The 14,143-nt window shown below is 70.6% G+C and carries 10 protein-coding genes; 5 read left to right on the plus strand and 5 right to left on the minus strand.

What is annotated here, in order from left to right; genetic code table 11:
• Window positions 1-319: 319 nt before the first annotated feature.
• The 3 genes from ACZ5VD_RS02095 to ACZ5VD_RS02105 are packed head-to-tail and all read left to right on the plus strand — an operon-like array spanning window position 320 to window position 3,455.
• Window positions 320-1,471 carry a Gfo/Idh/MocA family protein gene (locus ACZ5VD_RS02095; RefSeq protein ID WP_468550509.1) on the plus strand — a complete coding sequence of 384 codons (1,152 nt, stop codon included), beginning with the start codon at window positions 320-322 and terminating at the stop codon, window positions 1,469-1,471.
• A complete protein-coding gene (locus tag ACZ5VD_RS02100) occupies window positions 1,468-2,619 on the plus strand; it encodes a dihydrodipicolinate synthase family protein (protein WP_468550508.1) in 1,152 nt (383 codons plus the stop codon). The genes ACZ5VD_RS02095 and ACZ5VD_RS02100 overlap by 4 nt, the downstream gene beginning before the upstream one ends.
• 35 nt (window positions 2,620-2,654) lie before the next feature.
• Window positions 2,655-3,455 (plus strand): sugar phosphate isomerase/epimerase family protein, encoded by an 801-nt coding sequence (locus ACZ5VD_RS02105; protein WP_468550616.1) that lies wholly within the window; start codon window positions 2,655-2,657, stop codon window positions 3,453-3,455.
• A 203-nt stretch (window positions 3,456-3,658) separates the two neighbouring features.
• Here ACZ5VD_RS02105 and rbsD read toward each other — a convergent pair whose 3' ends face one another.
• The 5 genes from rbsD to ACZ5VD_RS02130 are packed head-to-tail and all read right to left on the minus strand — an operon-like array spanning window position 3,659 to window position 9,498.
• Complete coding sequence (gene rbsD / locus ACZ5VD_RS02110; RefSeq protein ID WP_468550507.1) at window positions 3,659-4,048, minus strand: D-ribose pyranase; 390 nt, start codon at window positions 4,046-4,048, stop codon at window positions 3,659-3,661.
• Window positions 4,045-4,947: a ribokinase gene (locus tag ACZ5VD_RS02115; protein ID WP_468550506.1), complete on the minus strand. Its 903-nt coding sequence runs from the start codon at window positions 4,945-4,947 to the stop codon at window positions 4,045-4,047. Before ACZ5VD_RS02115 ends, rbsD begins: the two co-directional genes overlap by 4 nt.
• Window positions 4,948-4,980: 33 nt before the next feature.
• Window positions 4,981-6,930 carry an ABC transporter permease/substrate-binding protein gene (locus tag ACZ5VD_RS02120; RefSeq protein WP_468550505.1) on the minus strand — a complete coding sequence of 650 codons (1,950 nt, stop codon included), beginning with the start codon at window positions 6,928-6,930 and terminating at the stop codon, window positions 4,981-4,983.
• The gene (locus tag ACZ5VD_RS02125; protein ID WP_468550504.1) at window positions 6,920-8,464 is read right to left on the minus strand and encodes a sugar ABC transporter ATP-binding protein; all 1,545 of its coding nucleotides are present in this window, start codon (window positions 8,462-8,464) and stop codon (window positions 6,920-6,922) included. The genes ACZ5VD_RS02120 and ACZ5VD_RS02125 overlap by 11 nt, the downstream gene beginning before the upstream one ends.
• Window positions 8,461-9,498, minus strand: coding sequence for a LacI family DNA-binding transcriptional regulator (locus ACZ5VD_RS02130; RefSeq protein WP_468680233.1), 1,038 nt, complete (start codon window positions 9,496-9,498; stop codon window positions 8,461-8,463). Before ACZ5VD_RS02130 ends, ACZ5VD_RS02125 begins: the two co-directional genes overlap by 4 nt.
• 551 nt (window positions 9,499-10,049) lie before the next feature.
• On the opposite strand from ACZ5VD_RS02130, the gene recD2 reads away from it, so the two are divergent.
• Window positions 10,050-12,305 (plus strand): SF1B family DNA helicase RecD2, encoded by a 2,256-nt coding sequence (gene recD2, locus ACZ5VD_RS02135; RefSeq protein WP_468680235.1) that lies wholly within the window; start codon window positions 10,050-10,052, stop codon window positions 12,303-12,305.
• A 212-nt stretch (window positions 12,306-12,517) separates the two neighbouring features.
• On the plus strand, window positions 12,518-13,807 hold the full coding sequence (locus ACZ5VD_RS02140) for a citrate synthase (protein WP_468550501.1): 1,290 nt from the start codon (window positions 12,518-12,520) through the stop codon (window positions 13,805-13,807).
• The last annotated feature ends 336 nt before the right edge of the window (window positions 13,808-14,143 follow it).

The raw sequence follows: 14,143 nt of genomic DNA on the forward strand, positions 1-14,143 counted from the left end.
TACGTGGTGGTGCGTGGGCGTACGTCGTACGTGGTGTACGTCGCCGTACGGGGGTGTACGTCGCCGTACGGTCGTCGCGTGTCGCCCTGCGGCGACACGGTCGGACCGTCCTGGTCGTAGACAGGCCGTCCCGGCCCACGGTTCCCAGGATGTACAGGCATGTCGAGCAGACCATAAAGCCCCCGGCCCCCGATGTTCGCCCCCTCGAACAACTCGACCCTGCCGCGGTCTTGTCCAGACCGCTGCTCAGAGGCTAGCTTCTCATCAGTAGAAAGCGCTTGCTGTGACGCTCATCAGTAGGCCTACGAAAGGGAACGACGTGACACGCAAGACGGTGCGTATCGCCATGAACGGCGTCACCGGGCGCATGGGCTACCGCCAGCACCTGGTCCGGTCCATTCTGGCCCTGCGGGAGGAGGGCGGCCTCGACCTCGGTGACGGCACCGTGCTGTGGCCCGAGCCGATCCTGGTCGGCCGCCGCGAGTCCGCCCTGCGCGCGCTCGCCGACCAGCACGGCCTGGAGCACATCTCCACGGACGTGGACGCGGTCCTCGCCGACCCCACCGTCGACATCTACTTCGACGCCCAGGTGACCTCCGCCCGCGAGGAGGCGCTCCAGAAGGCGATCGCCGCGGGCAAGCACATCTACACCGAGAAGCCCACCGCGACCGGCCTGGACGGCGCCCTGGAGCTGGCCCGCCTCGCCAAGGACGCCGGCATCAAGCACGGTGTCGTGCAGGACAAGCTCTTCCTCCCCGGCCTGCTCAAGCTGAAGCGCCTCATCGACGGCGGCTTCTTCGGCCGGATCCTCTCCATCCGCGGCGAGTTCGGCTACTGGGTCTTCGAGGGCGACTGGCAGAGCGCCCAGCGCCCCTCCTGGAACTACCGCGCCGAGGACGGCGGTGGCATCGTTGTCGACATGTTCCCGCACTGGGAGTACGTGCTCCACGAGCTGTTCGGCCGGGTGAAGTCCGTCCAGGCCATCGCCACCACCCACATCCCGCAGCGCTGGGACGAGAACGACAAGCCCTACGACGCCACCGCCGACGACGCCGCCTACGGCATCTTCGAGCTCGACGGCGGCGCCATCGCCCAGATCAACTCCTCGTGGGCGGTCCGCGTCAACCGCGACGAACTCGTCGAGTTCCAGGTCGACGGCACCGAGGGCTCCGCGGTCGCGGGCCTGCGCAACTGCCGTGTCCAGCACCGGTCCGCCACCCCCAAGCCGGTCTGGAACCCGGACATCCCGGCCACCGAGGTCTTCCGCGACCAGTGGCAGGAAGTGCCCGACAACGCCGAGTTCGACAACGGCTTCAAGGCCCAGTGGGAGCTCTTCCTCAAGCACGTCTACGCCGACGCCCCCTACCACTGGGACCTCCTCGCCGGCGCCCGCGGTGTCCAGCTCGCCGAGCTGGGCCTGAAGTCGTCGGCCGAGGGCCGCCGTTTCGACGTACCGGAGATCACGCTGTGACCATCCGACTCCCCGACCTCCAGGGCGGGCTGCGGACCTACGAGCCCCGCCCCGAACCCCTCGCCGTCACCTCCGGCGCCCCCTTCACCTCCCGTACGGTCTTCTCGGCGGCGCACGTCGTGGCCGACCCGTTCGCGGACGCCACCCCCGACGGGCCCGCCGCCGTCGACTGGGACGCCACCCTCGCCTTCCGCCGCCACCTGTGGTCCCACGGCCTCGGTGTCGCCGAGGCCATGGACACCGCCCAGCGCGGCATGGGCCTGGACTGGGCGGGCGCGGCCGAGCTGATCCGCCGCAGTGCCGCCGAGGCCAGGTCGGTCGGCGGCCTCATCGCCTGCGGCGTCGGCACCGACCAGATCGCCTCCGGCACCCTGGAGGAGGTCCGGGCGGCCTACGAGGAGCAGCTCGCGCTGGTGGAGGAGTCCGGCGCGCAGGCGATCCTGATGGCCTCCCGGGCCCTGGCCGCCGCGGCCACCAGCCCCGAGGACTACCTCGACGTCTACGGCCATCTCCTGCGCCAGTCCGCCGAGCCGGTGATCCTGCACTGGCTGGGCCCGATGTTCGACCCGGCGCTGGAGGGCTACTGGGGGTCGAAGGACCTCGACGCGGCGACGGACGTGTTCCTGGAGGTCATCGCCGCCCACCCCGACAAGGTCGACGGCATCAAGGTCTCCCTCCTGGACGCCCAGCGCGAGGTCGACCTGCGCCGCAGGCTCCCGCAGGGCGTGCGCTGCTACACGGGCGACGACTTCAACTACCCCGAGCTGATCGCGGGCGACGAACAGGGCTTCAGCCACGCCCTGCTCGGCATCTTCGACCCGCTGGGCCCGCTGGCCGCGGAGGCGGTCCGGGTCCTCGACACGGGTGACACGGCGGGCTTCAGGGGACTGCTGGACCCGACGGTCGACCTCTCCCGCCACCTCTTCCAGACGCCCACCCGCTTCTACAAGACGGGTGTGGTGTTCCTGGCGTGGCTCGCGGGCCACCAGAGCCACTTCACGATGGTCGGCGGCCTCCAGTCGGCCCGCTCCCTCCCGCACTTCACCCGCGCCTACGAACTCGCCGACGGCCTGGGCCTGTTCCCGGACCCGAAGCTGGCGGAGGAGCGCATGAAGAACCTGCTGTCCCTGTACGGAGTGAACCAGTGAGCACCGCGGACCTCTCCCGCTTCTCCATCAACCAGATGACGGTCAAGCAGCTGTCGATCCCCGAACTGGTCGACGCCTGCCTGGAGCTGGGCGTGCCGGGCGTCGGCCTCTGGCGGGACCCGGTCCAGTCGTACGGCGTGGAGGCGACGGCGAAGCTGCTCCGCGACGCGGGCCTCGCCGTCACGACCCTGTGCCGCGGCGGCTTCTTCACGGCCCTCGACCCGGACGAGCGTGTGGCGGCCCTGGCCGACAACCGCCGGGCGATCGACGAGGCCGCCACGCTGGGCACCGACACCCTCGTCCTCGTCTCCGGCGGCCTGCCGGCCGGCTCCAAGGACCTGCACGGCGCCCGCGAACGCATCGCCGACGCCCTGTCCGTCCTCGGCCCCTACGCCGAGCAGCACGGCGTGAAACTGGCCATCGAGCCCCTCCACCCCATGTACGCCGCCGACCGCTGTGTCGTCTCCACCCTCGCCCAGGCCCTGGACCTCGCGGAACGCTTCCCCGCACACCAGGTCGGCGTCACGGTGGACACGTACCACATCTGGTGGGACGACAGCGCGCCCGCGCAGATCGCCCGGGCGGGCGCCGGCGACCGCATCCACACCTTCCAGCTCGCCGACTGGACCACCCCTCTGCCCGAGGGCGTCCTCAACGGCCGCGGCCAGATCGGCGACGGCTCGATCGACATGCGGGAGTGGAAGGCGTACGTGGAGGCGGCCGGCTACACCGGCCCCATCGAGGTCGAACTCTTCAACGACGGCCTGTGGGCCCGGGACGGCCGCGAGGTACTGGCCGAGACCGCGTCCCGCTTCGTGGAGCACGTGATCCGCTAGCGGCCACTGCGTGACGGGCGGGGACCGGAAAAAAAATCTGGAATCCCGTACAACCCTTTCCCCACCTGCCCTGTCGTACATGGCATCAGGACTTCTCGGAGGGGGATCCGGGGGGATCGCGGGGGTTCTGATGTGGAGGGGAAAACCCGAGGGGGCCAGGTCGACGGACCTGGCCCCCTCGAAGGTTTCGCACACCGCGCGCTTCAGAAGAACACCCCGCACCGCAGCAGCACGTTCGCGTACGGCCGCGCCTCCCCCGTCCGTACCACCAGCCGCGCCCCCGCCGACAGCTCCTTGAGCCGCTCGTGCGGGACCAGGGCCAGCGTGGGGAAGCGGGTGTCCAGCAGGGCCGAGGCCTCCGGGTTGGCGTCCCGGATCTCCGTCGCCGCCGTCGCACCCTCCACGACCAGCTCGGCGAGCAGTCCGTCCAGTACCTCGGCGAAGGACGGCACCCCCGCCCGGAAGGCCAGGTCGACCACGCGCGGGCCGTCGGGGACCGGCATGCCGGCGTCGCACACCAGCACCCCGTGCCCGTGGCCCAACTCGGCCAGCGCACCGGCGAGATGACGGTTGAGTATCCCGGCCCTCTTCACAGCGCGGCCACCTCCTCAGCCGTCGGGAACGACTCCTGGGCGCCCCGCCGGGTCACGGCCGCCGCCCCGACCCGCGACGCGTACGCCGCCGCCTCGGCCAGTGCGGAACCCGTCCCCAGCCGCCACGCCAGCGCCGCCGTGAACGCGTCTCCCGCACCGGTCGTGTCCATGGCCTCCACCTTCACCGACGCCACCCGCGCGATTCCCCGCGAGGACGCCACCAGTGAGCCTTCCGCGCCCAGCGTCACCACCACCGACCGCGGGCCCTTGGCGAGCAGGATCCGCGCCCAGTCCTCCGGTACGTCGCTCACACAGGCGTCGCCCAGGATGACCTTCGCCTCGTGCTCGTTGACGATCAGCGGGTCGCAGGCGGCCAGGATCTCCGGGGGGAGCGGCCGTGGCGGCGACGGGTTCAGCACGAAGCGGCTGTCCGGCGCCAGGTTCCGTACGACCTCCAGGACCGTCTCCAGCGGGATCTCCAGCTGCGTCGACACCACACGGGAGGCGTGGAACAGACAGCGGGCCGCCCGCACGTCGCCCGGCGTCAGCCGGCCGTTGGCGCCCGGCGAGACCACGATGCTGTTGTCGCCCGACGGGTCGACGGTGATCAGCGCGACCCCGGTCGGCGCGCCGCCCACCAGGACGCCCACCGTGTCGACGCCGGCCGCGTGCTGCGAGTCGAGCAGCAGCCTGCCGTGCGCGTCGTCGCCGACCCGGGCCAGCAGGGCCGTACGGGCGCCGAGCCGGGCCGCGGCGACGGCCTGGTTCGCGCCCTTGCCGCCCGGGTGGACGGCCAGGTCGGAGCCGAGGACCGTCTCTCCGGCCCCGGGACGTCGTTCGACGTCGATCACCAGGTCGGCGTTGGCCGACCCCACGACCAGGAGGTCGTAGTCGTACATGAGGTTGCTCCCCTGGTAGGCGATGTGCGGATCTCAGCCCGTGAACCCGGCCACGTTCTCCTTGGTGACCACCTTCACCGGCACCATCACCGACTTCGCGACCTTGTCCCCCTCGGCGGCCTTCACCGCGTTCCGCACCGCGATCCTGCCGAGTTCCGTCGGCTGCTGCGCCACCGACGCGTACAGCGTGCCCGCCTTGACGGCCGTGAGACCGTCCTCGGTGCCGTCGAATCCGACGACCTGGACGGACTTGCCCGCCTTGGAACCCAGCGCCTTGATCGCGCCGAGGGCCATCTCGTCGTTCTCCGCGAAGACGCCGTCGATGTCGGAGTTGGACTGGAGGAGGTTCGTCATGACGTCCAGGCCCTTGGTGCGGTCCCAGTCGGCGGGCTGCTTGGCGACGACCTCGATGCCCGGGTAGGCCTTGAGGCCCTCGGCGAAGCCCGAGCCGCGTTCCCGGCTGGCGGAGGTGCCCGCCTGGCCCTGGAGGATGACGATCGTGCCCTTGCCGCCGAGCCTCTCGGCGAGCGACCTGGCGGCGAGCTTGCCGCCGGTGACGTTGTCGGAGGCGACGAGCGCGGCGGTGTCCGCGTTGTTGACCGAGCGGTCGACGGCGACCAGCGGGATGTCCGACTTGTTGACGGCCTTCGCCGCCGGGGTCACCGCGTCGGAGTCCACCGGGTTGACGATGATCGTGCCGAGACCCTCGCTGGTGAAGTTCTGCAGCTGGTTGGCCTGCTGGGAGGCGTCGTTCTGCGCGTCGGTGACCGTCAGGTCGACGCCCAGCTTCTTGGCCTCCGCCTGCGCACCGGTCCGGATCTGCACGAAGAACGGGTTGTTGAGCGTCGAGAGCGACAGCCCGATCTTCTGGCTCTTCGCTCCCGAGGAACCGTTGTGCAGGAAGGACATGGCCCCGACGACCGCCGCCGCGACCACGGCCGCCAGGAGGTAGGTCGCGGCCTGCCGGCCCTTGCCGGCGCCCGTACCGGCCGCCACCGGGGTCGCCCCCGCCTTCCGCCGTACCGTGTCGAGCAGGACGGCGAGCGCGATCACGACACCGATGACGACCTGCTGCCAGAACGCGGACACGCTCAGCAGGTTCAGGCCGTTGCGCAGCACCGCCAGGATCAGCGCGCCGATCAGGGTGCCGGACGCCTTGCCGGTGCCGCCCGCGAGGGAGGCGCCACCGATGACGACGGCGGCGATGGCGTCGAGTTCGTAGCCCTGCGCGGCCTGCGGCTGCGCGGAGGACAGCCGGGAGGCGAGCACGATGCCCGCGGCGGCGGCGAACAGGCCGGAGAACGCGTAGATGGCGAGCTTCTGCTTCTTCACCCGCAGACCGGAGAGGCGGGCCGCCTCCTCGTTGCCGCCGATCGCGTACATCGAGCGGCCGATGTACGTCCGGCCGAGCACGAACGCCGTGATCAGGCCCATGGCGACCATCACGAGCACCGGCACCGGCAGCCAGCCGCCGAGGGTGTCGCCGAGGTGGGAGACCGAGTCGGGGAAGGCGATGGGCGAGCCCTGCGAGACGACCAGGGAGAGGCCGCGGGCCACCGAGAGCATGGCCAGCGTCGCGATGAACGGCGGGAGTTTGCCGTACGAGATCAGGAAGCCGTTGACCAGGCCGCACGCTATGCCGGTCGCGACGGCGAGGACGACCGCCAGGACCACCGGCATGCCCTGCGAGGTGGCGCTCCAGGCGAGGACGGTGGCCGACAGGGCCGCCACCGAGCCCACCGACAGGTCGATGCCCGCCGAGACGATCACGAAGGTGACGCCGAAGGCGAGGATGGCGGTCACGGCCGCCTGGACGCCGACGTTGAGGAGGTTGTCGGTCGTCATGAAGTCGCCGGAGAGCGCCGACATGGCGATGACGAGGACGATCAGCGCGGTCAGGGCGCCGTTGTCGAGCAGGAGCCGGCGCAGGCCGCCGGAGGCGCCACCCGTGCCCGTCCTGCCCTTGAGCGTGTCAGTGGCCACCGGAGGCCTCCTTGTCCGTGGTGGGGTTGGTGTGGGGGTTGCTGACGGCGAGCGCCATCACGGCGTCCTGGGTGGCCTCGCCGGCGGGGAGTTCGCCCGCGATCCGGCCCTGGGCCATCACCAGCACCCGGTCGCTCATACCGAGCACCTCGGGCAGATCGCTGGAGACCATCAGGACGGCGGCACCGGCGGCCGTCAGTTCGTTGATCAGCTGGTAGATCTCCACCTTGGCGCCGACGTCGATCCCGCGCGTGGGCTCGTCGAGGATCAGCACCCTGGTGTCGGCGAGGAGCCACTTGCCGATGACGACCTTCTGCTGGTTGCCGCCGGACAACGTCCGTACGTGCTGGCCGAGTCCGGCCATCCGCACGCCGAGCTGCCCGGCGATCCGGGCGGCGGCGGCGCGCTGCCCCTTGAGGTCGACGAGCCCGCCGTGGGTCGCGGCCCGCATGGTCACCAGGCCGAGGTTCTCCTCGACGGAGGCGTCCAGCACCAGGCCCTGGCCCTTGCGGTCCTCGGGGATCAGCCCGATCCCGGCCACCATGGCGGCGTTCACGTCGTGCCGTCGCAGCACCGCGCCCGCGACCTTCACGGCCCCCCGGTCGTAGGGGTCGGCCCCGAACACGGCCCGCACGACCTCGGTACGGCCGGCGCCGACCAGCCCCGCGATGCCGACGACCTCGCCGGCCCGCACCTCGAAGGTCACGTCCTGGAAGACCCCGTCCCGGGTCAGCCCCTCGACGGTGAGCAACGCGGCCGTGTCCGTGCCCTCCAGGGCGGCCCGTTCCCGCGGGTACTGCTGCTCGATCGACCGGCCCACCATGAGGCGTACGAGCTCGTCCTCGGGCGTGTCGGCGGGGACCTGCCCGACCGACCTGCCGTCCCGGATGACCGTGACGCGGTCCCCCAGGGCGGCGATCTCCTCCAGGTGGTGCGTGATGAACACGATCCCGACGCCCTCCTCGCGCAGCGTGCGCACGATGGAGAACAGCTTCTCGACCTCGTCCGAGGTGAGCACGGCGGTCGGCTCGTCCATGATCAGCACACGTGCGTCGAGGCTCAGCGCCTTGGCGATCTCGACCATCTGAAGGCGCGCGATACCGAGTTCACGCACCCGCGCGCGGGGCGACACGTTCACACCGACGCGCTCCAGGAGGACGGCGGCGTCCGCCTCCATCCTCTTGCGGTCGATCATCCCGAGGCGGCGCGGCTGGCGCCCCAGGAAGATGTTCTCGGCGACCGTCAGATCGGGTACGAGGTTGAACTCCTGGTAGATGGTGGCGATCCCGAGGCGCTCGGAGTCCTGCGCACCATGGATGCGCACCTCCTCGCCGCCGGCCAGGATCCGCCCGCCATCGGGCGTGTAGGCGCCGGAGAGCATCTTGATGAGGGTGCTCTTGCCCGCGCCGTTCTCACCGAGGAGCACGTGCACCTCGCCCCGGCGCAGGTCGAAGTCGACGCCGTCGAGCGCCACCACGCCGGGGAAGGTCTTTCGTATGCCCTCGATGCGCAGCAACTCGTCCAGGTTGCTCACGGCTGGCTCCTGTTCGTTACGGGGGACGGCTCTGAGGAAGCCGGAGGCTCGCCGCACGAGCGGCGTACGACGAGACGGGCGGGGAGGGTGACGGACTCGGGGGGCCGCCCCTCGATGCGGTCGACGAGCGCGCGCACGGCGGCCCGCCCCAGCTCGCCCGTGGGCTGGGCGATCGCGGTGATCGGCGGATCGGTGTGCACGAACCAGGGGATGTCGTCGAACGCGGCCAGCGCGATGTCCTCGGGAACCCGCATCCCGCGCGCGCGGATCGCGTCCAGCGCGCCGAGCGCCATCAGGTTGTCGGCCGCGAAGACGACCTCGGGCGGCTCGGCCAGCGCGAGGAAGCCCTCGGTGACCCGCCGTCCGCTGTCGGCCTGGAAGTCGCCCTGCCCTATGTAGGCGTCGGGAAGGTCGAGCCCGTACGCGTGCAGCGCCTCCCTGAAGGCCGCCACCCGCTCCTGGCCCGTGGTGGTCGCCGCCGGGCCCGCGATGATCGCGAGCCGCCGGTGACCGAGTCCGTGCAGATGGGCCACGAGATCCCGGACGGCGGTCCCCCCGTCCGCCCGCACCACCGGCACCTCGACGCCCGGGATCCACCGGTCCACGAAGACCATCGGCGTGCCCGCGCGCACGGCATCGAGCATCAGCGGCGAGCCGCCGTCGGTGGGGGAGACGAGGAGACCGTCGATCCGGCGGTCCAGCAGGTTCCGCACGTGGTGGTCCTGGAGGTCCGGCCGCTCGTCGGCGTTGCCGATGATGACGCTGTAGCCCAGCGCGCGGGCCTCCTCCTCGACGGAGCGGGCCAGCTCGGTGAAGTACGGGTTCATCACGTCGCTGATGACCAGGCCGAGGGTGTGGGTCTGGTCGGTGCGCAGGGAACGGGCGACGGCGTTCGGGCGGTAGCCCAGCGCCGCGACGGCGGCCAGCACGCGTGCGCGTGCGTCGGCGCTGACCGACGGATGGTCGTTCAGGACCCGCGACACCGTGGCGACGGAAACCCCCGCCTCGGCAGCGACGTCCTTGATGCTCGCCATCGCCGCTCCACCTCCTCGTGGAATCGATTACACGACCTCGTGTACCGAGGATTGGAATCGATTACACGACAGTTCACAAGACCCCGAGACCGGATCGTGATGTCGCGGGGTCCTCCGGGCCGGTCCAGACGGGAGGCGAGGAGCGCGCGGCGGTCGGGCGTGCCGCCGGGCGCCCGGCGGTCTCCGGCGGCGCTCCCACGTGATCTCGCCCGCCGGGTGAACGCGGGCGCGGGCGGGCACGGACGGGTGTGGTGGGTGCGGTGGGGCTCTACGGGGTGGACGGCGGACGGCACCGCGGTTGCCGGGCCGAGCCGGGCCGTCTTGGCGGCCTCCGCGATCCGCGTGATCTACGGGATCTGTGTGAGCCGCAAGATCTGAGGGATGGTCCGGGCGCGGCTTGAGGTCCTGCGCACGAGTGCGCCGGCCGTCGCCTTCCCGGGCCGTGGGCGCCGCTCGGTCACGCGATCGCGGTACCCGGCGTCGGCCTCGTGCGGGCCGCTGCGTCCCCCGGCCCGCCCCGGTCTGTCGGTGCCGGGCGGTAACGTCGGATCATGGCCCAGGAATCGGGGAGTGCGGGGAGCGGGGAGCGGCGACTCGCCGTGCTGGAAGGCGTACTGGAGCGGATCACGTACGCCAACGAGGAGAGCGGTTACACGGTCGCCCGGGTCGACACCGGACGCGGCGGCGGCGATCTCCTCACGGTCGTCGGCGCGCTGCTCGGCGCTCAGGCCGGCGAGTCCCTGCGCCTGGAGGGCCGTTGGGGCTCGCACCCGCAGTACGGCAAGCAGTTCACCGTGGAGAACTACACGACGCTCCTGCCGGCCACCATCCAGGGCATCCGCCGCTATCTCGGATCCGGCCTGGTCAAGGGCATCGGCCCGGTCTTCGCCGACCGCATCACCCAGCACTTCGGCCTGGACACCCTCAAGATCATCGAGGAGGAGCCGAAGCGGCTGATCGAGGTTCCCGGCCTCGGCCCCAAGCGCACCAAGAAGATCGCCGACGCCTGGGAGGAACAGAAGGCGATCAAGGAGGTCATGCTCTTCCTCCAGACCGTCGAGGTGTCCACGTCGATCGCGGTCCGCATCTACAAGAAGTACGGCGACGCCTCCATCTCCGTGGTGAAGAACCAGCCTTACCGGCTGGCCGCCGACGTCTGGGGCATCGGCTTCCTCACCGCGGACAAGATCGCCCAGTCCGTCGGCATCCCGCACGACAGCCCGGAGCGCGTCAAGGCGGGCCTCCAGTACGCCCTTTCGCAGTCCACCGACCAGGGCCACTGCTACCTCCCCGAGGAGCGGCTGATCGCCGACGCGGTGAAGCTGCTGCAGGTCGACACGGGCCTGGTCATCGAGTGCCTGGCCGAACTGACCCGGCCCGACGAGGATTCCGGTGAGCCCGGTGTCGTCCGGGAGAAGGTCCCCGGGCCGGACGGCTCCGAGCCCGTCACCGCCGTCTACCTCGTCCCCTTCCACCGCGCCGAACTCTCCCTCTCCGCCCAGCTGCTGCGCCTCCTGCGCACCGACCAGGACCGGATGCCCGGCTTCCAGGACGTGGCCTGGGACAAGGCGCTGGGCTGGCTGAAGGGGCGTACGGGCGTGGAGCTGGCCCCCGAGCAGGAGGCCGCCGTCCGGCTCGCCCTCACCCAGAAGGTCGCCGTCCTCACCGGCGGCCCCGGCTGCGGCAAGTCCTTCACGGTCCGCTCGATCGTGGAGCTGGCCCGCGCGCGGAAGGCCAAGGTCGTGCTGGCCGCCCCCACCGGCCGCGCCGCCAAGCGCCTCGCCGAACTCACCGGCGCCGACGCCTCCACCGTCCACCGGCTGCTGGAGCTCAAGCCCGGCGGTGACGCGGCCTACGACAAGGACCGCCCGCTGGACGCCGACCTGGTGGTGGTCGACGAGGCCTCCATGCTGGACCTGCTGCTCGCCAACAAGCTGGTGAAGGCCGTACCCCCGGGCGGGCACCTGCTGTTCGTCGGGGACGTCGACCAACTGCCCAGCGTCGGCGCCGGGGAGGTGCTGCGCGACCTGCTCGCCGAGGGCGGCCCGATCCCGGCCGTGCGCCTCACCCGGGTGTTCCGGCAGGCCCAGCAGTCCGGCGTGGTGACCAACGCGCACCGGATCAACTCCGGTCAGCATCCCGTCACCGACGGCATGAAGGACTTCTTCCTCTTCGTCGAGGACGACACGGAGGAGGTCGGCCGCCTCACCGTGGATGTGGCGGCCCGGCGCATTCCGGCCAAGTTCGGCCTCGACCCGCGCCGGGACATCCAGGTCCTCGCCCCCATGCACCGGGGCCCCGCGGGCGCCGGCAACCTGAACGGCCTGCTCCAGCAGGCCATCACCCCGGGGCGCCCCGAGCTGGCCGAGAAGCGGTTCGGCGGCCGGGTCTTCCGGGTCGGAGACAAGGTCACCCAGATTCGCAACAATTACGAGAAGGGCACCAACGGTGTCTTCAACGGCACCGTGGGCGTGGTCACCTCGCTCGACCCGGTCGACCAGCGCCTCACGGTCCTGACGGACGAGGACGAGGAGGTGCCGTACGAGTTCGACGAGCTGGACGAACTGGCCCACGCGTACGCGGTGACCATCCACCGGTCCCAGGGGAGCGAGTATCCGGCCGTGGTGATCCCGGTCACCACCAGCGCCTGGATGATGCTTCAGCGGAACCTGCTCTACACGGCGGTCACCCGGGCGAAGAAGCTGGTCGTCCTCGTGGGTTCACGCAAGGCGATCGGACAGGCGGTCCGCACGGTGTCCGCCGGACGGCGCTGCACGGCACTCGATTTCCGGCTCTCGGGGCGGTGACCGCAAAAAATGATCGATCAAATGAGTCATGTGGGTCACAGAGCTCTTCCGGAAGCGGGTCGAGGAGGGGCAGGATGAGCAAGTTGGCGGCACTCAGTGCCGCCGACAAGCCCAACGGCCGACCCCGAGTGCACTCTTCTGCGCCAAATGGGGGATGGTAGAGACAGTCAGGGCAACCTCGAAGAAGAGGCACAACGTCGGTGAGGGATGACGTGAGCGACAACTCTGTAGTACTGCGGTACGGCGACGGCGAGTACACCTACCCGGTGATCGACAGCACCGTCGGCGACAAGGGCTTCGACATCGGGAAGCTCCGTGCCCAGACCGGTCTGGTGACGCTGGACAGCGGATACGGAAACACCGCCGCCTATAAATCCGCCGTCACGTACCTCGACGGCGAGGCGGGCATCCTCCGGTACCGCGGCTACCCGATCGAGCAGCTGGCCGAGCGCTCCACCTTCCTGGAGGTCGCCTACCTGCTGATCAACGGTGAGCTGCCGACCGTCGACGAGGCCACCTCGTTCAAGAACGACATCACGCAGCACACCCTGCTGCACGAGGACGTCAAGAACTTCTACCGCGGTTTCCCGCGGGACGCCCACCCGATGGCCATGCTGTCGTCGGTGGTCTCCGCGCTGTCCACGTTCTACCAGGACAGCCACAACCCGTTCGACGAGAACCAGCGCAACCTCTCGACGATCCGGCTGCTCGCCAAGCTTCCGACGATCGCCGCGTACGCGTACAAGAAGTCGATCGGTCACCCGTTCGTCTACCCGCGCAACGACCTCGGGTACGTCGAGAACTTCCTGCGCATGACGTTCTCGGTGCCGGCGCAGGACTACGAGCTCGACCCGGTCGTCGTCTCCGCGCTGGACAAGCTGCTCATCCTGCACGCGGACCACGAGCAGAACTGTTCGACCTCCACGGTCCGCCTGGTCGGCTCCTCGCAGGCGAACATGTTCGCCTCGATCTCCGCCGGCATCTCCGCCCTGTGGGGCCCGCTGCACGGCGGCGCCAACCAGTCGGTGCTGGAGATGCTGGAGGGCATCCAGGCCACCGGTGGCGACGTCGACTCCTTCATCCGCAAGGTGAAGAACAAGGAGGACGGCGTCCGCCTGATGGGCTTCGGCCACCGGGTGTACAAGAACTTCGACCCGCGCGCGAAGATCATCAAGGCGGCGGCGCACGACGTCCTCTCGGCCCTCGGCAAGTCCGACGAGCTGCTGGACATCGCGCTGAAGCTGGAGGAGCACGCGCTCTCCGACGACTACTTCGTCTCGCGCAGCCTCTACCCGAACGTCGACTTCTACACCGGCCTGATCTACCGCGCCATGGGCTTCCCGACCGAGATGTTCACGGTCCTGTTCGCCCTCGGCCGCCTTCCGGGCTGGATCGCCCAGTGGCACGAAATGATCAAGGAGCCCGGCTCCCGCATCGGCCGCCCCCGCCAGATCTACACGGGCGTCGTCGAGCGGGACTTCGTTCCGGTCGAGGAGCGCTGACACCTGCCGGTGGGGGCGCCGTTCAGGCGGTGCCCCGTCACCGGCCGTGCTTCTTCGCCGCCGGAATCCGCCGGCGTGGCTCCGGAGGTGCCTGCCGGCCCCGTCCCGTCATGGGGTGCGGTGGGTCCGGTCCGCGGCCGGGAGCCCAGGGGTCCGGGGAGCGTCCCCCGGGTCGGCACGGCGCGGGCGTCGTCGAGCGCGATGTCGTTCCGGTCGAGGAGCGCTGAAATCTGTTGGTGGGGGGGGTGCCGTTTCGGCGGTGCCCCCCGTTGGCGTCCCTGAGTCCGGGCCGCGCTCCTGTGGGGCGTCGGGGCTCGTGAGGAAGACGGAAAACGG

Source organism: Streptomyces sp. NPDC032822, assembly GCF_055578825.1.

Bases quoted from the DNA above. Each gene is read 5' to 3' on its own strand.
- ACZ5VD_RS02105 (WP_468550616.1), top strand. From the start codon at position 2,655: ATGACGGTCAAGCAGCTGTCGATCCCCGAACTGGTCGACGCCTGCCTG.
- recD2 (WP_468680235.1), top strand. From the start codon at position 10,050: ATGGCCCAGGAATCGGGGAGTGCGGGGAGCGGGGAGCGGCGACTCGCC.
- ACZ5VD_RS02115 (WP_468550506.1), bottom strand. From the start codon at position 4,947: ATGTACGACTACGACCTCCTGGTCGTGGGGTCGGCCAACGCCGACCTG.
- ACZ5VD_RS02130 (WP_468680233.1), bottom strand. From the start codon at position 9,498: ATGGCGAGCATCAAGGACGTCGCTGCCGAGGCGGGGGTTTCCGTCGCC.